This is a genomic window from Gilliamella sp. BG1, from assembly GCF_046635625.1.
Taxonomy (GTDB): domain Bacteria; phylum Pseudomonadota; class Gammaproteobacteria; order Enterobacterales; family Orbaceae; genus Gilliamella; species Gilliamella bombi.
In genome coordinates, this window is the sequence record NZ_JBIDFG010000006.1 from 55877 (window position 1) to 82431 (window position 26555).

23 protein-coding genes and 1 pseudogene are annotated in these 26555 nt (G+C 30.8%); 6 read left to right on the forward strand and 18 right to left on the reverse strand.

Features of this window, described 5'->3' with window-relative positions; all coding sequences use genetic code 11:
* Positions 1-37: 37 nt before the first annotated feature.
* The 5 genes from ACGH80_RS04070 to ACGH80_RS04090 form a co-directional block, all read right to left on the reverse strand.
* Positions 38-1039, reverse strand: coding sequence for a peptide ABC transporter ATP-binding protein (locus ACGH80_RS04070; protein ID WP_065561599.1), 1002 nt, complete (start codon positions 1037-1039; stop codon positions 38-40).
* Positions 1029-2006: a dipeptide ABC transporter ATP-binding protein gene (gene dppD, locus ACGH80_RS04075; protein ID WP_411630579.1), complete on the reverse strand. Its 978-nt coding sequence runs from the start codon at positions 2004-2006 to the stop codon at positions 1029-1031. The genes ACGH80_RS04070 and dppD overlap by 11 nt, the downstream gene beginning before the upstream one ends.
* 13 nt (positions 2007-2019) lie before the next feature.
* Positions 2020-2943, reverse strand: coding sequence for a dipeptide ABC transporter permease DppC (dppC, locus tag ACGH80_RS04080; protein ID WP_411630580.1), 924 nt, complete (start codon positions 2941-2943; stop codon positions 2020-2022).
* Between the two features lie 14 nt (positions 2944-2957).
* Entirely contained in the window at positions 2958-3974 is a 1017-nt protein-coding gene (dppB, locus tag ACGH80_RS04085; protein WP_034914661.1) for a dipeptide ABC transporter permease DppB, read from the reverse strand.
* Between the two features lie 147 nt (positions 3975-4121).
* Positions 4122-5735 carry an ABC transporter substrate-binding protein gene (locus tag ACGH80_RS04090; protein ID WP_297226043.1) on the reverse strand — a complete coding sequence of 538 codons (1614 nt, stop codon included), beginning with the start codon at positions 5733-5735 and terminating at the stop codon, positions 4122-4124.
* A gap of 780 nt (positions 5736-6515) precedes the next feature.
* Between ACGH80_RS04090 and ACGH80_RS04095 the strand changes: the two genes are divergently transcribed.
* From ACGH80_RS04095 to ACGH80_RS04105, 3 genes are all read left to right on the forward strand, one after another.
* Complete coding sequence (locus ACGH80_RS04095) at positions 6516-8885, forward strand: ATP-binding protein (RefSeq protein ID WP_411630581.1); 2370 nt, start codon at positions 6516-6518, stop codon at positions 8883-8885.
* A gap of 29 nt (positions 8886-8914) precedes the next feature.
* Positions 8915-10822, forward strand: a complete 1908-nt coding sequence (locus ACGH80_RS04100; protein WP_411630582.1) for a hypothetical protein — start codon at positions 8915-8917, stop codon at positions 10820-10822.
* Positions 10823-11024: 202 nt separating this feature from the next.
* Positions 11025-11435 (forward strand): integrase core domain-containing protein, encoded by a 411-nt coding sequence (locus ACGH80_RS04105; protein WP_411630583.1) that lies wholly within the window; start codon positions 11025-11027, stop codon positions 11433-11435.
* Positions 11436-11582: 147 nt separating this feature from the next.
* On the opposite strand, the gene ACGH80_RS04110 is transcribed toward ACGH80_RS04105, so the two are convergent.
* The 3 genes from ACGH80_RS04110 to ACGH80_RS04120 are packed head-to-tail and all read right to left on the reverse strand — an operon-like array spanning position 11583 to position 16664.
* Positions 11583-12422: a phosphoadenosine phosphosulfate reductase family protein gene (locus tag ACGH80_RS04110; RefSeq protein ID WP_411630584.1), complete on the reverse strand. Its 840-nt coding sequence runs from the start codon at positions 12420-12422 to the stop codon at positions 11583-11585.
* The gene (locus tag ACGH80_RS04115) at positions 12415-15726 is read right to left on the reverse strand and encodes an ATP-binding protein (RefSeq protein WP_411630585.1); all 3312 of its coding nucleotides are present in this window, start codon (positions 15724-15726) and stop codon (positions 12415-12417) included. The genes ACGH80_RS04110 and ACGH80_RS04115 overlap by 8 nt, the downstream gene beginning before the upstream one ends.
* Complete coding sequence (locus tag ACGH80_RS04120; protein WP_411630586.1) at positions 15723-16664, reverse strand: DUF4007 family protein; 942 nt, start codon at positions 16662-16664, stop codon at positions 15723-15725. The genes ACGH80_RS04115 and ACGH80_RS04120 overlap by 4 nt, the downstream gene beginning before the upstream one ends.
* 1025 nt (positions 16665-17689) lie before the next feature.
* On the opposite strand from ACGH80_RS04120, the gene ACGH80_RS04125 reads away from it, so the two are divergent.
* The 3 genes from ACGH80_RS04125 (at position 17690) to ACGH80_RS04135 (ending at position 19614) form a co-directional block, all read left to right on the forward strand.
* Complete coding sequence (locus tag ACGH80_RS04125) at positions 17690-18703, forward strand: hypothetical protein (RefSeq protein WP_411630587.1); 1014 nt, start codon at positions 17690-17692, stop codon at positions 18701-18703.
* Positions 18704-18718: 15 nt separating this feature from the next.
* Positions 18719-19060 carry a hypothetical protein gene (locus tag ACGH80_RS04130; protein WP_411630588.1) on the forward strand — a complete coding sequence of 114 codons (342 nt, stop codon included), beginning with the start codon at positions 18719-18721 and terminating at the stop codon, positions 19058-19060.
* A 206-nt stretch (positions 19061-19266) separates the two neighbouring features.
* Positions 19267-19614 carry a hypothetical protein gene (locus ACGH80_RS04135; protein ID WP_411630589.1) on the forward strand — a complete coding sequence of 116 codons (348 nt, stop codon included), beginning with the start codon at positions 19267-19269 and terminating at the stop codon, positions 19612-19614.
* Between the two features lie 57 nt (positions 19615-19671).
* Here the strand turns inward: ACGH80_RS04135 and ACGH80_RS04140 are convergent, their stop codons facing one another.
* From ACGH80_RS04140 to ACGH80_RS04185, 10 genes and pseudogenes are all read right to left on the reverse strand, one after another.
* Complete coding sequence (locus ACGH80_RS04140; protein ID WP_411630590.1) at positions 19672-20346, reverse strand: antirestriction protein ArdA; 675 nt, start codon at positions 20344-20346, stop codon at positions 19672-19674.
* A gap of 65 nt (positions 20347-20411) precedes the next feature.
* Positions 20412-21648: pseudogene (locus ACGH80_RS04145) on the reverse strand (tyrosine-type recombinase/integrase).
* Positions 21649-21733: 85 nt separating this feature from the next.
* On the reverse strand, positions 21734-21943 hold the full coding sequence (locus ACGH80_RS04150; RefSeq protein WP_160408637.1) for a helix-turn-helix transcriptional regulator: 210 nt from the start codon (positions 21941-21943) through the stop codon (positions 21734-21736).
* Between the two features lie 216 nt (positions 21944-22159).
* Positions 22160-22705 (reverse strand): hypothetical protein, encoded by a 546-nt coding sequence (locus ACGH80_RS04155; RefSeq protein ID WP_075524130.1) that lies wholly within the window; start codon positions 22703-22705, stop codon positions 22160-22162.
* Between the two features lie 61 nt (positions 22706-22766).
* Positions 22767-23393 (reverse strand): hypothetical protein, encoded by a 627-nt coding sequence (locus ACGH80_RS04160; protein ID WP_085165840.1) that lies wholly within the window; start codon positions 23391-23393, stop codon positions 22767-22769.
* Between the two features lie 57 nt (positions 23394-23450).
* Positions 23451-23750, reverse strand: coding sequence for a hypothetical protein (locus ACGH80_RS04165; protein ID WP_065610211.1), 300 nt, complete (start codon positions 23748-23750; stop codon positions 23451-23453).
* A 9-nt stretch (positions 23751-23759) separates the two neighbouring features.
* Complete coding sequence (locus ACGH80_RS04170; protein ID WP_160401672.1) at positions 23760-23909, reverse strand: hypothetical protein; 150 nt, start codon at positions 23907-23909, stop codon at positions 23760-23762.
* A gap of 22 nt (positions 23910-23931) precedes the next feature.
* Complete coding sequence (locus ACGH80_RS04175) at positions 23932-25113, reverse strand: hypothetical protein (protein WP_085165839.1); 1182 nt, start codon at positions 25111-25113, stop codon at positions 23932-23934.
* 163 nt (positions 25114-25276) lie between these two features.
* A complete protein-coding gene (gene radC, locus ACGH80_RS04180; RefSeq protein WP_143422111.1) occupies positions 25277-25729 on the reverse strand; it encodes a RadC family protein in 453 nt (150 codons plus the stop codon).
* Positions 25730-25846: 117 nt separating this feature from the next.
* Positions 25847-26437: an EcsC family protein gene (locus tag ACGH80_RS04185; RefSeq protein ID WP_075524134.1), complete on the reverse strand. Its 591-nt coding sequence runs from the start codon at positions 26435-26437 to the stop codon at positions 25847-25849.
* Positions 26438-26555 lie beyond the last annotated feature (118 nt).

Consider the following 26555-nt stretch of genomic DNA (forward strand, 5'->3'; position numbering starts at 1 on the left):
GCAATGGATAGATTTAGTATCTAATTTAGTGACAGAATTAACTGTCACCTTTATTATTTTCCTCTATACAGAAACACGCAATTTTATGTTCATTATAATTAATAAGCTGTGGTTGTTCTGTTGTACAACGTGAAAATGCTAAACGGCATCGAGCATTAAACGCACAACCCATAGGTGGATTTAGCGGACTTGGTAATTCACCTTCTAATTTAATTCTATCTCGTCTAAGATCAGGATTTAATCTTGGGGTTGCTGATAATAGTGCCTGAGTATATGGATGTTTAGGGTTACGATAGATTTCATCTTTTCGTCCTTGTTCAACGCAACGACCCAAATACATTACCATTACGTCATCAGCAATGTGTTCAACGACGGAAAGGTCATGAGAAATAAAAATATAAGATAAACCTAGGTCTTGCTGTAGATCCATCATCAAATTTAGCACTTGTGCTCGTACAGAAACGTCTAATGCTGAAACAGGTTCATCAGCAACTACTATTTCGGGATCAAGCATTAAACCTCTTGCGATAGCAATGCGTTGACGTTGTCCTCCTGAAAACATATGGGGATAACGGTTATAAAACTCTTCTTTTAATCCAACTTTTTGCATCATTGATAGTACTTTTGCTTTACGATCATTTGCTGTTAGATCAGTATTAATAATTAGAGGCTCTTCTAATATGGAACCGATTTTTTTGCGGGGGTTCAATGATGAGTATGGATTCTGGAAAACGATTTGAATCTTTTGGCGACGCAATTTTTGAGCTTGTTGATCATTATCCAACAAATTCTGATTTTTAAAATAAATTTCTCCAGATGTGGGTTTTTCAATCATTGTTAGTAATCTTGCTAATGAGGATTTACCACAACCTGATTCACCGACAACCGCAAGTGTTTTAGCTTTGTCTAATGTAAAAGATACACCGTCAACGGCTTTGACTTGCTTGGTTTCAGAAAAAAGTCCCGTTTTAACATGATAATATTTTGTCAAGTTTCGGGCATCAAGCAGTAATTCATTATTTTCCATGTTATTGTTCATATTGTGGTATCCCTTCGCTTGATAGTGGATAATGACATTTTACTTTTCTAGTTTCACCATAGCTAACTAGTGCTGGTTCTTGGGTATAACAATGTTCAGTAGCATAAGGACAACGAGGGTTGAGTAAACAGCCTGTTGGTCGATCATATTTTCCTGGTACAACGCCTGATAATGATGCTAATCGCTCTTTGTCTTGAGTGAACTCAGGCAGTGATCGTAATAGTGCCTGTGTGTAAGGGTGTAATGGTTTTTTAAAGATAATTTCAGCATCGCCTATTTCAACCACTTGTCCAGCATACATTACAATAATTTTTTGTGCAGCCTCAGAAACTAACGCTAAGTCATGAGTAATAAGTATTAATGCCATATTATTTTTGCGTTGCAAATCAAGTAATAACTCAATAATTTGCCCTTGAATTGTGACATCTAGTGCTGTTGTTGGTTCATCAGCAATTAAGAGTTTTGGATTGCATGCAATGGCTATTGCAATCATTACTCGTTGGCTCATTCCGCCAGATAACTGGTGTGGGTAAACCTTTAATCGATTTTCAGCATCAGGAATTCCGACTAATTTAAGCAATTCAATCGCTCTTGCTTTGAGCGCTTTTTTACTGCCACCTTGGTGGATTTTTAATGTTTCAATGATTTGGTAACCTATGGTAAAACATGGGTTTAAGCTAGTCATCGGATCTTGAAAGATCATTGCCACATCTGCACCTACAATTTTACGGCGCATTTTAGTTGAGATTTGTTGAAGATCTTTGCCATCAAAGTGTAATGCATTTGCATTGACCTTACCGGGAAAATCAATTAATCCCATTATGGCGAGTGAACTCACTGATTTTCCTGAACCTGATTCACCAACAATACCAACAACTTGCCCTTGTTCAACGTCATAACTAATGTGATCTACTGCTTTAAATCCACCAAATTGAACAGATAATTCTTTTACTTCTAATAGTGCCATGACTGTATCTCCATTACTGTTTCAATTTAGGATCAAGTGCGTCACGCAAACCGTCTCCCATTAAGTTGAAAGCTAACACTGTCATTAAAATTACTAAGCCAGGAAAGGTAACAACCCACCATGCAGATTGTGCAAATTGCAATACGTCAGCAAGCATTGTTCCCCATTCTGGTGTTGGTGGTTGTGCGCCCATGCCTAAAAAACCTAATGCAGCCATGTCTAAAATTGCGTTCGAAAATCCTAATGAAGCTTGTACAATTAATGGTGCTAAGCAGTTTGGTAGGATGTTGATAAACATTTGTCGTAAGGCTCCCGCCCCAGCAACTCGTGAGGCAATGACATAATCTTTATTAATTTCAGCAATCGTTGCTCCGCGTGTTAAGCGAACATAGTGTGGTAATGCAACAAAAGCTAATGCTATTGAAGCGTTAATAATTGATGGACCAAATATTGCAACTAATACAAGTGCAAGTAGTAAACTTGGTAATGCAAGCATGATATCCACTGCACGCATAATTATATTGTCTAAAAAACCACCTGCATAACCAGCAATTAATCCTAATGTAATCCCTAAAATCAATGAGATAATGACTACTAAGCAACCGACTAATAAGGATAAACGGGCACCATAAATGAGTCTGGATAGGATATCTCGTCCTACATCGTCAGTCCCTAAAATAAATTGCCAACTGCCATCTTTCATCCAAACGGGTGGTGCTAGTAATGCATCTCTAAATTGTTCAGAAGGGGAATGTGGTGCAACAAAATTAGCAAAGATAGCGAGTAATGCAACAATAATAATAAAGACCAGTCCAACGACTGCTCCTTTATTTTTTGAAAAATAGAACCAGAACTCACGCATAGGCGTTAATGGTTTAGGTACGACTAAACTGGTGTCTTGCGTATTGGTTGGTTCAGTAATAACCTGTTTATTCATCTGTAAAAACACTCTTATTTATGTCTAATACGTGGGTTAATAACCCCGTACAACATATCAACTAATAAATTCACTAAAATAATTATGACCGCAACAATTAAAACGCCACTTTGTACAACGGGGTAATCTCGACGCTGTAGCGCTTCAATTAACCAACGACCAATTCCTGGCCATGAAAAGACTGTTTCGGTCAATATGGCGCCGGCAAGCATTGTACCAACTTGTAAACCGATAACGGTAACAACAGGGATCATTGCATTACGCAATGCATGAACAAGGACGATTCGCATTCTACTAACGCCTTTAGCTCGTGCGGTTCGAATATAATCTTCACTCAATACTTCTAACATAGAAGAACGAGTCATGCGGACAATTACTGCTAATGGAATGGTTCCTAACACAATTGCAGGTAAAATTAAGTGAGTAACTGCATCGATAAAATCTTCCGTTTCACCCCATAATAAAGTATCTATTAACATAAATCCGGTTAAAGGATTACTTTCATCTAAGAAAAGCATATCACTAACACGACCAGATACAGGGGTTAAATTTAAGTGCACTGAGACTAACATGATTAGCATCATCCCCCACCAAAAAATTGGCATGGAGTAACCTGTTAAAGATAGTCCTATTGCTGTGTGATCAAATATTGAACCACGTTTCACTGCGGCAAGAACACCGATTGGGATTCCAAAACTAACAGCAAACAACATTGCACAAAATCCAAGTTCAAATGTTGCTTTAAATCGGGGTACAAATTCATCCCATACCGGAATTTGGCTTTTAAAAGAGGTTCCTAAATCGCCATGAAGCATGTTTATAATATATTGAAAATATTGTTGATACAGTGGTTTATCTAAACCCAGTTGAGTCATTAATTCAGCATGGCGTTCAGGGGTTAAACCTCGCTCTCCTGCAAGCACCATAATGGGATCACCCGGAATAAGGTGAACAAAAATAAAAGTAAGCAGTGTGATACAAATAAACGTTGGAATAAGTACACCTAACCGCTTTAGAATAAATTGAAACATGTAGTAGCTCTTAAATATTGCTTTTAAACTATCGTTTATAAAATAGATAAAATTTTTATTATTATTAAAAAATAGATTTATAGCTCTAAATTTAGCAAAACCCAACGTAGTGATTAACCACACATTGGTGGTTAATCGTTAGGAATACTATTTTTCAAGCGTAACTTGGTTAAAGTCATGTAATGACAGAGGCGCCATAATATAGCCTTTAACTTCTTTGCGTAATGGCATATAAACCATTGAATGCGCAATCATCAATGCAGGTGCTTGATTATGCATTTCAACTTGTGCTTGTTTATATAGCTCAACTCTTTTTTCGTGATTTGACTCAATACGCGCTTGTTGCAATAAATCATCAAATGGTTTGTAACACCAGCGTGAATAGTTTGAACCTGCTTTAACCGCATCACAGCTCATCAAGACAGAATAAAAGTTATCAGGGTCGCCATTATCTCCAGTCCAGCCCATTAATACAGCATCATGTTCACCATCACGAATACGAGATAGATATTCTCCCCATTCATAACTCACAATTTTAGCTGTTACGCCAATTTTAGCCCAATCCGCTTGAATCATTTCGGCCATACGGCGTGCATTTGGGTTATATGGGCGTTGTACTGGCATTGCCCATAAATTGATAGTAAACCCGTTCTCTAATCCCGCTGATTTTAATAATTCTTTTGCTTGCGCTGGATCATAAGGATAATCTTTCACTTCATCGTTATAACTCCACATTGATGGAGGAATAAAGTTTTTAGCTGGTTCAGCTGCACCTTGAAAAACAGCTTTTATAATCGCATCTTTGTTCACGGCCATATTTAATGCTTGACGAACTTGCAATTTATCAAGTGGCGGCTTATCCATATTGTAGGCTAAATAGCCAATGTTAACGCCAGCCATTTCTTTAACAACAATATTTTTGTCTGATTTCATTCGTTCAACATCGGCTACATTTGGGTATGGCATAGCATGACACTCGCCTTTTTGTAACTTAGCATAACGAATTGCGGCATCTGGTGTAATAGAAAACACTAAGCGATCAAGTTTGGCTTTTGGACCAAAATAATCGGGATTTGCTTTATAAAGAATTCTGGAGTCTTTTTGGTATTGTACAAAAGTAAATGGGCCCGTACCAACAGGAACTAAGTCTAATTTTTCTGGTGTGTTTTTCTTAAGCATAGCATCAGCATATTCAGCTGATAAAATTGATGCAAATGACATTGCTAAATCTGCTAAAAAAGGGGCTTCTGGATGGTTTAATTCAAATACAACAGTATGGTCATCAATCTTTTTAATTTCTTTGATTAAATCTGGGAATCCCATACTTTCAAAGTATTCATATTGTCCACCAGAAACTTTGTGATAAGGATGATTTTTATCTTTTTGTCGCATAAATGTAAAAATAACATCATCAGCATTTAGGTTTCGTGTTGGTTTGAATTCTTTATTGCTATGCCACTTAACATCATCGCGTAAATGAAAAGTATAGGTTAAACCATCTTGGCTGATATCCCAAGATTTGGCTAAAGAAGGTTCAATTTCGGTAGTACCTAATTTAAATTCTACCAAACGATTATAAACAGGAACTGCACTTGCATCCATTGATACACCACTTGTTGCTAATTGTGGATTAAATGTTTCAGGCGAAGCCTCTGAACAATAAACCAATGTTTCAGCAGCATGAAGTTGTGCACTCGCAAGCATTGTTATTAGTCCTGCACTCAATAAGAATTTACGTTTATATTTCCTTAGATTACTCATAAAACCACTCCAATTATTTAATTGTAAACCGATTTTGTAACATTTAAACACAGGTAAGAATGTCGTATTTTTAATATTTTTTAAATATAGATTTAGTAAAACGTTCTAATTTTTATATTAATTAACTTTTATTTGGTTTAAATTCATATTTTTTATTTTTTGCACATATACAGTGCAAAGCGTACTATAATTAAAATTGCGATATAGCATAAAAGTTACAATAAAATTCCATTTTAGATTAAAAATAACTTTTAACAACAATATAACGACAGTTAAGTACTATGTAACAGATAAAATAAGCAAAAATAGTGCCATTTTTAATTTACAAATTCATATTAAAAAAGAACAGGTATATTTTATTTTCGTAGTTCTTAATTTATATCTAGTTCTAGATTTATTATATAACTTATCACTTACTAATTGATTTTTATAGAATGTATTATAGTTAGTGTAAGTAAAATAATCATTAAATTAATGATGTAAAATTAACTTATTACTGGATTTAGCTTAATTTTAGTTGAACACTGTTGAGTAGTGAAACAAGGTGAAAGGCTTATTTGAAAAGGCTTTAGGCATAAAAAAACCTGTTAGAAGCAGGTCTTAGAATTTGGTGATTGGTGCCCGGACGCGGAATCGAAGATACTGCTTAAAGCATTGGGAGAACTAGGTTGAGCGATTTTAGGTGAGGGAATGTATCCAGGATTGTATCCTTAACCCTTAATTTATAATATACTTAATTTATATTATCTATAGAGTTATATTGAATATGGGGAATTTTAAATGACTGGATTTCAAATCGCGGCAAGAACTTTACTGCATTTAGGAGCAGAATTAATTACATCTGATGCAATTGCAATAAATGAATTAATCAAAAATGCCATAGACGCAAAATCTCCCAATGTTAATGTATATTTCATTATCCCCATAAATCAAAAAGCAATTGATAAAATTCATATTATACTACAAGAGATGCCTGAGTCAGATAAAGTAAATAAGGAAGATATCACCTCGATAATTGAAATTTTAAAAAATAATATCAATACTGAATGTTCAAAAGAAATATTACAAGCACTAGATAAAATTATTCAAAAAATTGGAAAATTAGAATCTCGTTCTGAAATTAAACAACTAATTGATTCTATAAACTATATCCTTATTGAGGATAGTGGAGATGGAATGTCAGAGAAACTTTTAAAAGATGTTTTTCTGACAATTGGCACTCCTAATAAATTAAATAGTGATAACTCCATATTAGGAAATAAAGGTATCGGACGATTAGCGATGATGAGGCTTGGGAAAAAAGCAACAGTAATAAGCTGGCAGTCTACCAACGCGATACATAAGATAATCTTTGATTGGGAAAAATTTGAAGATGTAAGAAAAACACTTTCTGAAATACCAATCGATTTAGCAAAAATTGAGAAACCAAGTAAAAATATATCTCAAACAGGAACAAGGATTAAAATTACTAAACTTACCAGAGAATGGACAAAAGATAATATAAAAAATGAAATCATTGATGGTTTTTTAAGAAGACTCCAAAACCCATTTGATACAACAGATAGATTTCCTATTAATATTTTATTTAATACAAAAAATATTTCTAATAGATTACCAGTCAAAAAGATGTCCCCAAAGCTTTGGCAGTTAGCACAAAAAACAGTTATTTGTGAATTTCAACCAGACATAAACTCATTATCTTTAGAAATAAAAAACAATAACAATCAAGATAGTATTACTCCTTATAAAACGAATTTAAATACATTAGCTCATCAATTTGATACTACACCTGAAGAGTTAGCAAAGATAGGCTCCTTTAATTTTAAATTAAAATGGTTTAACCGAAAAATACTGAAAAGTGAAGTTAAGGAACAAGGGTTAAGTAGTGAATCACGAGAAATAATTGATGAATTAAATTTATGGAGTGGTGGAGTTGCTATTTATAGAGATGGTTTTAGGATTGGTTATTCAGGTTCCCAATCAGATAAGGATTGGTTTGAGATAGATCGTAGTGCATTAAGAGGACAAGGCTTTACTGTAAATAGAATACAAATAGTTGCTTCATTAGAAATTTCTAAAAGTAAAAACTTATATCTTCAGGATCGTTCAAACAGAGAAGGTTTAGTCGAAAATACACAAGTTAATCTCATAAAAAGAATAATCTCAGAGATAGTTTTATTAGAATTTAAAAATATCATTAATAGTGATAAAGATCGTGAGGCACAAGAATATATACAGAATGTGATTGAATCAGGCAGCTCTAATACAATTGAAAAACTCGAAAAAATTCGTACTACAATTAATACATTAAAACAAGAAACTACAGATAAAAATAAAAAAGCAGTTTTTTCATCTATGCATGACGAGTTACATCAAGTTGCTAATAAAATTAAGGAGTTTGATCAAATTGCCAATTCAATTCTAGAACAACGAGAAAATATTATTGAACTAGCCGGTGCTGGAACAATGATGCATAGTGTTTTACATGAGCTAGTTAGAAGTACTACACAAACAAGAGAATTATTGAAAAAACTAGCTAAGAAAGAAGAAAAAGGAACCGCTGATCTTTTGGTAAAATTAGAAGACGAAATAAAAATTATCAATAATAGATTAAGACAATTTGATCCTTTATCTCAACTTGGAAGAAACAAAAAAGCTAATTTCAATACTATTGAAAAAATAAAAACCATCATTCAAGGAAATGAAAATAAACTAATCACAAATGATATTAAAACTTATATTACCGTGGATGGAGGAAAATGTGATGAATTTTATATAGAGATGGTGCCTGGTTTTTTTGCTATTGTAATGGAAAACCTTATATCTAACTCTATTTATTGGCTATCACAAACACAAATATTTCCAAGATTAGCTTCAGCCACAGAAAATGCGATCTATATAGATATTGATCGTAGTTCCTACTCAGTATCAATAACGGACACTGGGCCAGGGATTTCGCCCGGAGACAAAGAACGAATTTTTACCCCTGGTTTTACAACTAAAAAAAGTTGGAAAGAAGGGAAAGGATTTGGATTATTTATAGCTAGAGAACTTACTAAATATTATAAAGGTCATTTATATTTAGATTCGACTCCAGATGAAGACGGCCGTTTGAGAAATTTTATATTTGAACTACCTAAGAATAAATAGTCTCTTTATAAGAATAAAAGGAATATGAAATGATTGATACTAAAATTGATACTAAAGACGTAATGACTAAAAATGGAATCCGTTTTGTTTTAATTATTGATGATGATGCAAAAGAAAATTTTACAATAAAAAAATTAGAATTAGGGGGGTTTAAGGAAATCCTTGAACAATTAGAAGACGACACGAACCAAGATACTAAAAAAATTATTAATATTCTGAAATCTAAGGGGAAGGAAACAGAGTTACAAGATCTGGTTAATTTTATATTTACTTCTCATAATTCAGTTATTCCTGAGTTTTACCAAAAAAAGTTACTAAATCCTGCAAAAGAAAGGTTTACAGAAATGTTCCAAAAAATCAAAATTATTAAGGATTGTCTTATATCACTTGGTATTCAGGAATCAGAAATTCGTTTAGCGATCAATAAAGAAGAAGCAAAAAAAAATATAGATTCTGATACCCCACCAGATCTTATTTTAATTGATTATAGGTTAGAAGATGAAGGATCTAATTCTATAACGTTTGTTGAAGAATTAATTAACATAATAAAGGAAAAGAAAAAATTAACCCAATTTATTCTTATGTCATATGATTCTGACGGGTTAAAAAATCAATTTAGACGCTTACATAAGGAAAATAAAATCAGTAGCTCTCGTTTTAAAGTAATTAAAAAGCCTTCTTTAGATGGAGATTTAGCTGAGAAAATCAATTGGCAATTAGCGTTAATTCAAATTGCGTATGAAAAACGTTTTATGGAGGAACAAGAGCACATGCAAATTGAATTAGCTCGCTACATTAAGGAAGCTAGTGAGAAATTAACCGAAAAAATATGGGAGATAGACGCCTGTTGTCTCAATCAGTTAAGACTAACAGCACAAGAAGATCATATATCTCTACAAAAATATTTATTAGAATTAATGTCAAAAAATCTTCTAGCTGAATATGAGGAGCAAATTGCTGAAAATGATAGTATAGAAAAGCTTGAACAAGCTTTAAAAGCAGTTAAACACAATAACTTGATATTTAGTTCTTCGCCAGAAATTATTGATCCTTATGAAAAACTTAAAGTATTATTGGCCGATCTTATTGCAATTAGATATAAAAGTATCAAACAGCCACCAAAAAATTCAAATAAAATGGAAGTAGATAAATTAAATTATGTAAAATATCTAGAGTATATAAATTTTGGAACAATATTAAAAGATACAACAAATAATCAACATTATGTAAATCTAACAATGCCTTGTGATTATATTCATTCAAAATTTAGTGATATAGCTTCTGAAAAATTTATACTTATTCCAGGGAAAGAATATAATCCATTAACCTCTTTTAGTATTAATAATAAAGAGTTCAAATCACAACATTTAAACATACAAGATAGAATTGGAAGTTTAAAATGGGAGTTAAGAAAACCAGAAATGATGGTTATCAAATCGGTTTTAGATAAATTAATAAAAAATGAACTCACTATAGTTGGTCAATTACGTCAAGAACAAGCCCAAGCTATTATAACTAAATTTGCTACAAATATATCTAGAGTAGGATTACCTAGAACACCTATTTTTGAGGATTCTAAAATTACCTGCTATATAAGAGATAGTGAAAAAGGCTTGAATTGGGAAAAAGAACTAACAAAAGCAACCCAAAATCCAGAGTTTACAGGACGAAGGTATTATAATAAAAATAATATGAATATTGTTTTTTCTCGGGAAGAGAGTATTTCTATTATTCAAAAATTTGGTATATTCCCTACAGGTCAAGAACTTGAAATATTTCTTAAATTGATGAATGGAATTACTTTAAAGAAGGATGAACTATCTTCAACTATAGATGATGAAATTTTAGTATTTACTTTTAATGATTTAAAAAAACTTAAAGAAAATACACCGGACACATTAAATAAATATTCTTATTATTTAGTAATAGGCAAGTAATGGTTAGTTTAGTTGATTTGTGTGTACTAGCTTGCACTTAATCTGACATCTTTACTATTCTTGGTACATCAAATTTGACTGTCTGTTCTGCGTCAAAAACAGAAGTTTTTTATTGAATTTTATAAATTTTAAATATTTACCTCTATTTATAGGAATTATATAAAAGCATGATTTATGATTACTTAGAATTATAAGTAACAATGTGATAGATGACTTTAATCATGAGGCGTTAGGCATTGATATTGCAGTAAGCTTACCGGCAGGGAGAATTACCCGTTACTTAGATAAACTGGCTGAATATCATGGCTATCCATTAAAAATACGAGTCGATAATGGGCCAGAATTTACAGGAAAAACCTTTATAAACTGGGCTAAACCACATGATATAGCCATTGATTATATCCAGCCCGGTAGCCCTTATCAAAATGGCTATATTGAACGATTTAATCGTACCTATCGTACTGAAGTACTCGATTTATATCTTTTTAACAACTTAGCACAAGCAAGGAGAATAACCGAAGAATGGTTAACGATTTATAACACCGAAAGACCGCATGAGGCATTAAATAATATGACACCGATTGAGTATAAAACACTAAAACAAGCAGCATGATTTTCTACGTGAGTTGTGTACTAAGTTTGGGGTATTTACAGCAGCTTTTGTCCACTTTTTTGGCGAGGATCACTGAATTTTACGTTTAATATATTCATCCATTATACAACGAAACAATTTTTAGAGCACAAACAACTAATTTTAAGATTACTTATGACAAATATTACAAGATCCAGCACCTTCATCATCATAATAAAGATCATCAATTTCAATAATTTCAATTTCAGGTAAGAGAGGATTTACAGGTTTTTTCTTTTTTTCTTTTTGTAAACGTTTTTGAAATTCATCTTTAATTTGGGTTATCCTTTCAGGCTTTTCAAGCTCAGATAAAGGTTCTCCTTGAATCCAAGTAAACGGTGAACCATGATCAATAGCTAGTTTTTCATACTTTTTTGCTTTTTGAAATTCATCGGGATGTTTCTCTAATAAACCTATCCATTCTATCTTTTTCTGGAAAAAACAGAACGTACATCCACTTCTTGATCTCCATTTATAATATTCTGGCCAGCCTACTCCAGAATTTGCCAGAATATTTCGAACACCTTCTTTATTTATGCCTTTTTCCCGGAATGGAAGTTTAATTATTAAGTTATTATTAGTTGAGGAATAACCGGTCCTATATTCTTCATCTGCTCGAATGGCGACATAAGAATAAACAGTGTCACCATCAGCTAGCATTGGACGAACCCATTGTTCAAAAGGAAGGAGTTTTAATTGTCTTGTGCACCATCGTGTCTGTGGTGATGGTAGAAAATGATTATATTCTTTTAACCAAAAGTCAAACCCTCTGTGTGGATTGAGTTTAAGTATAGGTTTACCTAAAAATCCTTCTAGTTTATTAAGAAATGCATATACTTCGGGAAGTTCTTTACCTGTATCTGTAAAAAAATATTCAATATCTAGTTCTGGATATGTTTCTCTCATAAAAATAGCTAATGCTGCGCTATCTTTTCCCCCAGATAAACCTAACACATGACGTTCAGCCATTACTTTTTTCCACCATATCGATTCCAATCTCAGTAAAGGCTGCCAATAAAACCTCTTGAGATAGTCCAGTATCTAACAAAGAAGATACTGTTTGTTTTACTGCCTTTTTTGCTGATTCTATCTCTTTTACAGAAATATGTAGTTCTACCATGCGAGGATTAGCTTCTTTACCTGCACCTGATACTACAGCTATCGCTAATCTATTGGACTTTCTATTCTTGATGCTTGCAAAAGTTTCATATTGCTTAAATTTTGTAACAAATTGAATAATTTGCAATTCTAATTCATCTAAATCCGCATCATTCCACTCTTTTGAGGGTTTATTTAAAACTAGACTAATCATCGCTTCAATACTTTCTAATGAATCGTCCAACCGACTTAACCTATCTGTAAATGCATTAAATCGATAATCTGATGAAATTCCTCTGAGAATCTTTGCTCTATCATGCAATTCTTTACGATCCTTAATTCCGAGTTGTTTTAATACCATCTCATTAATAGAATTTAGTGTATTAGGATAAATAGATATTATTTCTTGGATCGCATTTTCAAGTTCTAATAAATAATTTTCACTTGAACTAATTTCAAATCGTAGATCATTAAATAAAATTTTATAAGGGTCACAAGCTTTTAGAAGTGAATTTCTAATATTCTTAGATCTCAAAGATATTTTATTGGTACGCTTAGCCCATTCAGGTAGTTTATATATTAAACCAACTAAACCACGCGCAGCATCAAGTGGAGTACTTTTTGTATTCAATACATTAAATTTTTGTAGAAGTTCAGATATACCTTTCAATAAATCTCTTTTATCTTTATCTAAAATAACTTTTCTTATAGAGAAAATACTCTCATCTTGTAATAACTCATCAACTTCTAGATCTGTTATATTTGGTAAGAAAATATTATTTTTATATAAAGATAAATGATCTTTATTAGATAAAAAATAACACCATAATAATATCGGCTTAATTCCATTTGCTAACCCAAAAGGAGGAAGACTCCAAAAATGATATATATCTTTCACAGATATTTTATCTTTTTGTGAAGAAAAAAGTTTATCTGTTGCATCCCAAAGCGCATATAAAGAATTATCTTTACTAGGTGATATTATCTCCCAATTATGAGTCTTATCTTTGCTATGCAATTTTGTTGACTTTAAAACAATGTCATAAAGCCCTCTTTCTGGTGGATATTTTTCAAACCCTAAATTTTCTTCATTCAAATTATTAAAAATTCTGTAAAGTAGCTCTTTTCTTGCTTTAGATATAGAAGGTGATAGTTTATTTCGGTTTATTAATTCAGATCTGATTATAGGTGTTTTATTAAAAAACTTATCAGCTAAATTTGAAGCAAATACATTTAAATTAAGGTTTGAATATTCTTCACCTAAAATACACCAAGTTGCATTATATAAAGCAGTACTCAACTCTTCCTGTAATTTTAGCTCAATTGCTTGTTCTCTTGAAAATAATTCTCTTCTAGCAATTGCATCACTTTCTAAAATACCATTATTATCAATTTTTACCCGAGATAATAAAGCTAACTCTTCACCAAAAGAAATTATCTTTTTATAGTTTGACGGATAACCAATAATAGTTTTTTGATCTAAATTCTTACTCAATTCAAGTAATTTGGATTGAAGCTCATCAAAATTATCTCGATTTGGTAAAACAAGATAAAAAGTAGCAAAATAATCTTCATATTTGATTTCAGCTAACTTTTTATATAAATGAGAAAAATGATCAAAGTAAATAAGCTTTACATTCATTCTTCTCATAGAACCTGTACGATAATAATGCTTTTTTGCAATTATTGTAGGTAATTCAATGTTCTTATTTAAATCATTAAGATTAAATTCTTCAACATTCGTACTTACCTTTCTTATAGCATGATCAATATCAAAATCACTACCTTCAAAAATTACCCAAGAATTTATGTGCTTACGATAAATAATAACTTTTAAATCAGCTAATTCAGATAAAGCCTTAATAATTGAACTTGACGAATATTCCGGATATAGAGCTTCTAAAATTTCCGTTTCTGAAGTTACACCCGAACTATTTTTAAATAAATTTATTAAAGCGATTGTTTTTACTAAAGCTAATTTTAAACCTTCATTACCTTTAGCATAACCCTCTACTTTTTCAACAATATCAACAGATTGAGCCCATCGATGGCTATCATTCGAATATGTTATAACCGATTCTAAATTTGCTCTAAGATAATCCCAATAATTATCAGTTCTATACCAACAATTACTATTAAATGTAGTACGTTGTAAATAATACTGAAATCCAAAAGGTTCAAAAGATGATAAAAAGGTAAAAATACTACGTTCATTTTGACCAATTTGCTTTCGAGAAATAGGTCCTAACAACATAGCCATTACTGGGTGTAACGGCCAGCATTCATTCAATTGATTCGCTAATTCTTTTTTATTAATAAATGGTTTATACTTTTTTATTACATTTGCAACTCTATTGCAAACATCAATCGTTTCATTTGGACGTTTTTTAGTGTTAATAGCTTTACCAATAAGAGATACTACTTCATCGGTATTAACAATTAAAGGGATATCAGCGTAACGACCTTGAATCTTAGACCATTCATTTTTTTGTTTTTCATTTAGCTGATAAGCATAATTTCTGAAAGATTGGTGCAATAAACCAATTACAATAAATTTACCTTTTGAACGAGAGGCTGCCTCAGCTAATTCCTGGAGAAAATAAATATCATCACCATTAGTTATAGCAAATTCTAAAAATTTACCTAATTCATCAATAATTAATAAAATTCCATCTCGTTTTTTATTATTAGATATCTTAAGCAATAATTCTATTAATGCTAATTGATTGATATTTTGTGGAATATTTTCATTGGGATATTTTCTGTTAATAATTTTGATTAAACTTTGAACTATACTCTCTCTATTGCCAACTAACGGTAATGTATCCCAACCACCATTTTTGGTAGAAAACACGTTATCAAAAGATTTCAAAAATTCTTTAGAGAATTTAGCTCTCGCTTTTTTACGAAGATCATCATCTTTACCAAGGATTGCTGCAAACATTAACGCAAGTGAAGACTTACCGCTTCCAAAAGGTCCCGTCCAAGTATAGGCTCCCTGATTTGTATATTGCAATTGATTTAATATATTTTCAATTATAGTTGTTGTGGTCTTGTGACATATAAACCCTTCTATTGAATTTATATTTTCAAGATCATGATCTATTCTTATAGAGCGTTGATATTGTGGAGATATTTCTATATATTCTGATAAAACATCCATCATATTATTCATAAAAATGCAGCCCTTAATCTTTCTATTTTTAGATCAAATAAACTATTTATATTTTTGGTCAAAACAATTTGCTGCACTCCAGAAGAACTACTCCATGTAAATATTCCATTTGTACGTTCAGCTATGTCATACAATCGTTCTGCTACAGAGTCCTCATTAAGTTTAAATACTCTTCCCGGAGAACCTATGCCAAAAGTGATATCATTGAGGGATAATGTTTTTTCACTCTTTGTTGTCATAGACCAATAATCTAATAAAGCGTAGTCAAAAATACCATTTAATAGGTTAGGTTTTTGACCTCGAACAAAAAAATATTTACCTGTTTGATTGAATTTAATTAGGTCTAATTCAGCTAGCAATGGTTCACTTATATCTTCTGTTGTATGTGATAAACTACGAGGAGAGTATCCTTTGATGCAGGTCTCTACATCGTTTTTGATTGACTTTTCTGCAATAGTTTTACCAAATGATTGAACATGTTGTTTTATATGTTCAACTATATCTTTAATACTAAATTCAGGTAAAATATAAGAATTAAAAAGTAAAAACCATGTTGAACTCCTATGTTTATTGTTCTTACTAATTGGTCTTAAACCTGATAACTGCCAATGCATTAACCATGCAGTAGAAATATTTTCAACATAAGGATCTAATCCATTTTCCAAAAAAATTAATTTTCCTAATTCAGATAATTTAAAATGCGATTTATTTTCATCTTCATCTATAACTCCACAAGCAAGAGCCCAATGTTTTATAGATGAAACCATGTTTTTTCCAACACCAAAACGTGATATAGAGAAATCATCAGAAAAAATATGTTTATCTAATATAAAATTTTTATTAGCTGCATCACATACTTTCTTTAGCCAAAGATGTCTTAAAGTGAATGTTTCATGTCCAGAGAAATGAAAATCTGATTGATTAGTTATTAATGGCATATTAAAAATTTATTTAAAATTCAAATTCAAATTTATTTTACCTTTTACTGGATAACTTATCCAGTAAACAATAAATTTAATCTAATTAAAATATAAATCGTAATAAGAATCATAAAAAAGAGGTTAATTACTTGAAAATAAATTATATTTATGAGTAAAATTAATTTTATTGTAGTAGATCAAACTTAATTTGACAAACACCTATTACTCATCGACCTTCATTTTAACAAAATATTTGTTAAAATGTGTCATAATCATCATATCAATCAAAAATTTATCAAACCTGCTAGCGCCCACAAACGAACGGTAAAGCAGAAAGAGTGATAAGCACTTTAATGGAGATGTGGCATAATCAGCAAATATTTAGCGACTCAAAAGAGAAAACAAAAGCTTAAACGCTTTATTAATTTTTATAATACCGTTAAACCGCATAAAGCGATTTCGGGGAAAACGCCTTATGATTTTTTAGAGGATTATTTTAATCATGAAGTGTAAACAATTCGGTGTTTTCCTACAATTAAACCATATAAATGGTACTCTACTATGAATATAAGAACAATAGATAGAACGCCAAAAACTAGAATATATCATAAAAATCAAACATATAATATTTAATGTGTTAGCTATTATCTATCAGTTCCATTTTATTCTAGATTGTTTATTCACATAAACTTTGTCGTATTTCCATTTGTAAGCTATTTTATATATTTACACATAAAATATACTTTACAGAAAATGGAATAATACTTAAATTAAAATACAAATTGAATAACTTAATCACATCGCATGGCTAAATCATTGTCACCATTAGTAACGATATGTACTAAAAAAAATGCCAAAAACTCATCTATTATTCTGCGCAAGTTAAATATAAAAAAGGGCTATGTAATGAACATCTTGCTGAATTTGAAAATCAATTATCCATAAAAAAACAGGTAATACCTAAAAAATGCGCTGTATGCAAAAACATCATCAAAATAAGAAGAAATCAACGATATTGCAGTGCAAACTGTCGTCGGATCGCAATGCGTTTTGTTGAACATCCTATTGTGTGTGAAGTAACCAAAACAGCAATATGGCAACGTGTAGAGCGCTTATTGCGAAGCAGTCCTTGGGGGTTGGCATCTGTTAATAATTTGGAGGACATTTACCACCTATACGCCTTGCTTTCGATGAAAAAATATTATGAAGTGCTTTTAAAAAAAGATACCCCTTTGCTTAAATTAAAGTTAGTCCATCTGCACCATCTTGATGATGATGGAACAAATACGATGCAAAATATTTTGGTAATACCCCAAATGAGAATCAATAATAAAAAAGGCATAAACAAAAAACGCACTGAGTTAATCTATAATGGTGAACAAATATATCATGATAAAGCATTACCGATCACTACTTCATTATATAATAGTCTAATTTTTCCTGATGGAACCCCAAAAAAATGCCAACAAAAAAATAAAAACGATTTAATTGAATTATGTTTGAAAATAAAACAAGAAATTATCCAGCCTATAACAAAAATTAATGACGATACTCTTTCTTACCTACCAACTGATGTGCTCTATGCCAACCATTTTGTGGTGTTCAATTCTTTATCACAGAGAAAAGAGATTAAAAGCGTTATTTATTTTCATTTGATGAATCAATTTGCTCGCATATCATTATCTAATGGGTTTATTTCTCATTCAAAAACTACAGGCAATAACTTTGATAAGTTTTTAAAAGATTCATTAAAACTTATTAATTTTTCTGATGAAAAGCTAACCTTTCAATTTTTTGAGTTACTGGCTTTAGCGATTTACCACAATTTAGTCAATGGCGATCAATCATTTACTAAAGATATCATTAAAATAACGTATGATGTACTAAGCATGATAGAAAAAAATCCAAATGATGTAAGCTCAAAGAAAGAATATTTATTTCAAAAAATCGTCGACTATATTAATCATTATTTTGAGTTATCTCTTTCAACAAAAATTGCGGGGTACAAGAAATTTATAACATTTTATAATCGATTTTTTCAACAAGTAGGCGAATAGAAACAGGAAATCATAATGAACAAATCACTAAAATCTAAATGTAAAAGATTAAAATGTGATGAACTCATTGCAAAAACACCACTTGCAAGACAATATCGTCTATGTAAAATGCATTTTAATGAAAAAGTCAACAAAATACAAAAGCACAAAAATTCTGTTAGAAACCAGTGTAAATTTTGTGGTAAAACAATAGCAAACAAAAGAAATAACGCATTCTGTAATTATAATTGTTGGCAACTAAGTTTTTGGTGTACGAAAAAAATCACTAAAGAAATCCTAGATAATTTCTTTGCGGAAATTAATCATCTTTTTCCAGAAAAAAACAAATTAAATATCAAAAGGCCGAACTATTATTAAATCTAGAAAGAATGTTATTAAATCAAGAATTCATTAATGTTACACCCAAATACAAACTACACTATGATATCAAAATTGATAAATTTTTAAGTCGACCTTATCTGTATCTAAAAGTAGAATCATGCTTACTTAATAATATTTTATTTAAATATTATAAAATACTATATTCATTTAGAGATAATTATCCTTATTGTTTTGTTGAGTCCATGAACCCTCAAAATCCAGATAAAGAAAATAGAGATAATAATGGTATATACGAGATAAAAATGTTTTGCACTTTCGAAATTATAGCAATATCAATGTGTTATTCATTACTTTCCAAACATATTAAAGCTTTTAAAAAAATTTTTGCATTAATCGCCAAACACCAAAAGCGTATTAATAAAGAAAATTCAACATATTTAGATAAAGTTGAGGAATATCTTGAATTACTAAAATATTGCATCAATTATTTAAATGATAATTTCAACACACAGCTACCAAATTACTTTAATTCTAAAGAAAATATACTAATATTTATTAATTTTTACAAAAAAATAAATAATATTAACTAATGTATAATGTAAAATAACTCTTTAAATTTCAATGAAATTTAAAGAGTTACTAACTGCTCATTCTAAAGATCTTGTATAGTTCAAAACGTTGTACTCTTCAGGAATATTTTTTCCATCATAATCAAAACTAAAACTTTCACCTGTATAATAGATGTAATTACTAGAATAAAATGTGCCACTTTGTTCAAGTGCAATATCATGGCCATATCGTTCGTAATCAAAGTAATTAGTTAATTTACCAAGTTCTTTTAAACTATAACAACCACTTTCAGCAATCCAGTAGAAACCTAAATCATATTCATTGCTGATGTTATATAGACATTGAAAGCAATCTAAGTTATCCGTTAGATTAATTAAGTCTGTAATTGAATTAATATTTACGCCAATGTCAATGGCTGCTTCATAGATTTCCATTTCATCATGACTTAATTCGTCAAGTTTACAGGCTAAATAATTTAGTTCATCAAGATTGCTCTTTTCAGAGATATAATTTGTTATGCCGTATACAGACGATTTGTAACCACTTAAAAAGAACTCTTTGTAATTAACACTATCAATGCCAATTTGTTTAAAGCATTGTTTTACTTTTTCTGGTGTTGTTGGTAGCTCTAGCCATTCGCCGATCGATTTTCCTTCGTTATATTTTTCTAAATTGGTGATAAATACTGAGATCATACCAGAACCCACCGTAGTGGATTTTAGGCATGATGATACACTAGGTAATTTTTGCATAAACAATTCCTTAAATTTTTGATATTAATTGATATTGAGAAATGAATTAAATAGTAAGGTATTTTTTAATTTGTTTTGAACTCATAAGGCATAATAAACTCAGTGCGGATTGAATCTAAGTAATCAGCCCACCATTGAACCATTTTAGTTCGTTCGATAATGTGTTGTGCTTTATGGATATAAGCGGCTCTAACGCCATTACGTTCTTGATGACTCATCTGGCGTTCAACTGCATCTCGTGACCAGAGATTCGATTCAACTAATGCACTACAAGCCATAGTTCTAAAACCATGTCCACAAAGTTCTGTCTTGGTATCATAACCCATTGTTCGAAGTGCTTTGTTGATTGTGTTTTCGCTCATTGGTTTTCTTGCAGAATGATCACCAATAAATACCAGTTCATACATTCCACTAATTTCATGTATTTGTTTTAAAACATCAATTGCTTGATCGCTGAGCGGAACTAAATGAGGCGTTTTCATTTTTGAACCTCGGTGAGAATGAGGTACACCATCAATTTCCTCCCTTTCAACAGGAATAGTCCAAATCTTTTTATCGAAATCAATTTCTGACCAACGAGCAAATCGTAGTTCACTAGAACGAATAAATATAAGTAGAGAAAGTTTAATTGCTAATTTGGTTAACTCTCGTCCTTTAAAATTATCAATGCGTTCTAAAAGTTCAGGTATTTGTTCGAGTTCAAGTGCAGGGCGATGATTCACTTTTACTTTACTCACTACCCCTTTTAAATCTTGAGCAGGGTTATAAGAAATATAACCATTTTGTACTGCATAGCGCATTATTGCTGAAGTACGTTGTTGTAATCGGCTAGCGACTTCAAAACGCCCCTGCTCTTCAACAGCTTTAATTGGAACAATTAACTGACGAGTAGTTAATGCTGAAATAGAATAAGCGCCAATTTTTGGGAATAAATACAATTCTAATGTTCGTAGTACTTTTGCTCTATGTGGCTCAGACCAAGTTTTATTATTGGTACACAACTTGTTCAAAAGTAACTTGTATTTCATTTTCAAACTGTTTTGCTTTCTTTTCTACCTGCGGATCAATATTTCTAGCTAGTAATGATTTGGCTTCATCTCGTAGCCTTCTAGCTTCGCTTAATAAAACATTAGGATATTGGCCTATAGACATTAATTTTTCTTTAGCATTAAAATAATAGCGAAAACGCCAATATTTAGAACCGTTGGAGTGAACAAGCAAAAATAAACCATCACCATCAGAAAGTTTATATTGTTTATCGTGTGGTTTGGCGGATTTGATTTTTAAATCTGTTAAGGACATAACTAATTCCTCAATTATAGTAATTTAGACATAAAAAAAGCCGCATATTTGACTATGCGGCTTTGGTTAATAGGACATTTAACTGTTAATTAGCTTTGGTCTTTATCCATGCTTCAACCTCTTTCAGACGCCAACGCGAGGATCTTCCTAGTTTAATAGGAGGTGGAAATTTATTTTGTTTTATCAAGGCATAAAACCATTTATCTGTCATGCCTGTGAGTGTGGTGATATATTTCATATCAATTAGGTAATCTGGATGTGTTTGTGCATCCAAAGGGGATAAGAATGTTGACATTGTTGTACCTCTATTGAGTGATGTGGGTTAATTACATTCAATAGATAGGTAACAACAATATTTTTTTACTATTTAACAATAAGAATATCTATTAATGGTTTTAATTGATCTCCAAAATAGGAACACATTATCTATCAATAAATAATAGAATTGTAGTTATAATAAGTTTTTTCATGGTCACTTAGTCCTTATTTAAAAATTAGTTAAGATTATTGATTAATAGTCACTTATGAGTTTTTCATCTGGATATAAGTTAGGATCGGTAATAGTGAATTTTTCGTAAGATACTAAAATAGGTTGAAAACTAATTACATAGGCGGGTATGTTATTACTCTTAAAGTATTTTTTAGCGTCTTTAGTATAGTTGTAAACCATTTCACGTGTTTTACTGTAGTCAACTGATATATCAGTATCGCCTTCCACGTCAAATCTTCCTGTAATATTATTTGTTAAACCATCGATGACTTCAGACTCCCAAGCTTTAAGTGAGCCATCTTTTGATTTTTCTTCCCAAAACTTATCTTTTTGTTCTTTATTTAAAAAGCCATAACGTAATTCAAATATAACTGTAACAATATCAGCATTATTATAATAGTCACGTATCCCATTAAACTTAACAGGAACAAGTATAGTATCAACTCCATTTTTGATAACCGCTAAATGTCGATTTAATCTTTCTTGTTTAATATCATCGTTGTTTTGTGCATTTGCTATACTAATTGAAAATACAATAGATAAAAATAATACAATTAAATGCTTCATAGTTTTGTTTCCTACTGCTTTTTATTAAATTAATAGATATACTTTATTTAAAGTATTAAGGTTAAAAAGGACTTTTATTGTATTGGTTTGCATCATCTACTCTAGATAACCCTGGTTCAGTATATTTATAAGTGATATATTCAACTTTTGTTGGTTGTAGACCAACAACGTAAAATGGAGCATCTTTAAACCATTTCCTAGCTTCTAAAGTTAAGGCAAATACATGATCACGACTTGAACGAATTGGAAGCCCATGAGTGTTTAACCAGCTATCAAGATCGTCTTCAATAATATCAATAAATGCATCTCGTCTATCAGTATTATCCATATCCCATAGTCGAACATCTTTTTCAGTTTTACCATCAATAAGAACATAGCTAAGATCGAACTCCAATCTAACAACTACTTTTTGAGGTTCACATAATCCTCCTTCCTTAACATCAATACATTGAACTTGGTCTAAAGTAATTTTTTTATGTTGTATTTCCTTTTTAAGTAATTCATTAAAAGTTTTTAAACGTTCAGGATAGACTGGAACATAATTATATTGTGGTATTGGTTCCATTTGACTTAATTGAGATTCATTTGTATGTATTTGGCTATCTTGGTAAGGATTGTTATTTGCAAATGAGCCTCCCGCAAATAATAGAGATATAGCTATGAGTAAATTAGAGGTTATTTTAAACATTTTGTTATTCCTTTCATCTTATGTAGATTTTAATCAGCTAAGTAATACTTTTGAAAATTAGTATTGGCATTTTGATTCTAAATTTTTTTCTGTTATTTTTGAAAAAATTTCTTGAACGTGTATAAGATCTTGTTGTGTAAATTTATTTGTTGCTTTATTAAATATTTCAATTTCTTTTTCGTTTAATTGAGAAACTGAATGCTCAGCAATACATTCACAATATTTAATTGAACGATTTGAATAATCGGTTGCAAGAATACAACCATCTTTCATATTTTTGATAGCATCTGATTTTGGATCAGAGCATCCTTGCAATAGCAAACAGGATAAAATGATTATTAGAATTATTTTTTTCATGTTATACCTTTAGAACAATCTGAATAACCACGAAATTCCTTTTGCTGATGCAACTCCAAGCATATAAGGAGTATTACCATTTGAAGGAAGGGTAAAGTAGTTATAAGTGGCAACTAAGAAAGCAATAACAAGATAAGCGAAAATAATTTTTTTAAACATTTTTCATTCCTTATTTTAAAAATTAATGATAATTAAATGTGTTAAATATTTGACTAACAAAATTTGAAATTTGATTAGTCAATTGATTAAATAGACTGCTAAATTCTGGATCAAGATTTGAAGACAAAGTAATAATGCTCTTTTCGATTTCAGTATCTGTATAATGTTCTCTAATGCTTGATAAATCAGAAAGTGATTTTTCTAGCAAATTAGTAAGAGTTAAACGGATAATAAATTTTAAAATAATTTCTTCTTCTCCATTGATATCGTCATATGTTTGGATAATAGATAAAAGGTGTTGTGAGTATCGATTATTATTTATACTTGGCAATGATCTTATGCTTTCATTGGCTATTTGTTGACATAGCCTTTCATCAACGCCTCGATATCGAATATTAAATATAATTAAAAAACAAGCAAAAGCTTGCATTTCAACGGTAGCAATATCATTTTTTAATTCTCTAACTTGTTTTTTTTCTATAATTTTATTTCTGAATTGTTTTACAAATGAAACAACAATATTTATAAATTCATTACAAATGTAAGTATGAGGGCTTTCTCTTTTGTCTAAAAAAAAGATTGTAGAAATTGAGCTGACTAATTTTATCTTACATAATAAATTATAAATTTCATCGGATGGAATATACTTGAATGCTACACCTTTATCTATTTGATTTAATGAATCGTTAGTGGCTTGCTCAATCTCATTAGATTCAACGGTAGAGTTTGTATGGCTTTTGTTATTTATAAATTGGCAGTTTTTATCGGAAAAAATTGTTGTTTGTGAGGTGTCTAGTGATTCTTCTTGTTTTTCATTTTGTTGTTCAATAAATAATTGTAATAGTAAACATAAACGGTAAATATCGGGTGCATTAGGCATTGATAAAGCGATTAACTTAGAACCATTAATAAATATATTAGATTTTTCTGAGTGAATTTTTTTTATATCAGAAAAATTTATTCTAATAGGAGATTCAAAAGGTTCTTTAAAAATCATTTCATTATTTGTAATTAATACACCATCTTTAGCCCCACCAAATACAGTATTATCAATTAATATATAAATTTCTTCAGGCCTTAATCCTTGACCATAACAAGATAGTGCATTTGATAACTTTGTATTCGGTATTGTTGGTGCTAAATAAATTTTTTCACTACCATAAAAATTATTTTTAGTTAAAAACTCCAGCAAGGTATTTTTCATAATAAAAATACTCTCCATTATTAATTTTTATTCAAGGATATTTCAATTTTGTTTTTTAATTCTCACTGATCGTTACAGTAAAGTCATATCGTTTAAACAGATCAATAAGATCTTATTGATCGTTAAAAACGATCAATATATTTACTTTTAATACATTTGAAAATTAGAGCCAACTTCGCTCTGCAAAAGAAAAATACGATTGTTGACCAATCACAATATGATCTAATACGCGGATATTAACGATATCTAGTATTTCTGTTAATTTTTGATTGATATTGCGATCTGCACTACTAGGTTGTGCCTCACCTGATGGATGATTATGGGCAAAAATAATGGCTGCTGCGTTATGTTTAAGCGCTTGCTTAATTATTTCTCTGGGATGGATTTCCACAGAGTTAATTGTACCCATAAAAAGTGTTTCTACTTTAATTAACTGATGTTGATTATTTAGGTACATAGCAACAAAATGCTCTCTTTCTTTTTGTTCTAATTTTAGTCTAAGGTAGTCAATGACTTGATTAGGTTTTGTGAATTGGTTATTTTCTATTTTCATCTGCTTTTCGAGCAATTTTAACGCTATTGTCACAATGCGCTTTGTTGAATAGGAATTTTTCATTTTTTCTCCTGTTAAGACTGAGCAAAGCATAATGTCTTTCATGTAAAAACTGAAATTAATGAGATAAATTTATAAATAGGTGAATTTTTAGATAATTGAATTATTAGTATTATTCAGCTAATAGATTTGATTAAATTGTTTTTTAGCAAATTGGCCAATGCGATAAGTAATAATGCGATCAACAACAGCTCCCATCACACCTCCAAAAATCGGGATCACTTTAATTAACTTTAAGCTATGCTTTGCACTTATAATACTAATAAGCTGTTTAATGACCGATAGACTTATTTTACGAATTACTTCATTTGGCTGTTTCATCAATGTAGCTAAACAAAACTGCTGTAATTTTAACTTGCTTGTCATCACACATAATGATAAGAAAATTAAGATTTTAATTCTTTCATCATACACATCATGACCTTGCAAGATAGCAATGGTTGTAACGAGCCTCAATTGAATAAACAAGACACTTAAGGCGTTTGTTGGCAAAGTTATAGGTAAACTTGCAATCCCGCCTAACCCTGTGATAAAACCTGTAGCTGTTGCTTTGTCTGTTTCATGTTTGATTAGTTTATCAAGATTATCTGAATGTAAAGGGAAATTGGCTTTATGTTGCTCGGCTAATGTATAAGCAGAGGAAAAACCATAACCACCTGTCAAACAAAGCTGATAGAGTTTATCAAGTAGTAAAGGTAATTTATCTGACATATCATGCTTCCTTATTTGTCGACTTAAATAAAGAATGAAAATGATTGTAAGAAGGCTCTAATAAATAAATTAAGGTGTTTCGTAATATTTGATGATTTAACATGGTACACTCCTTATA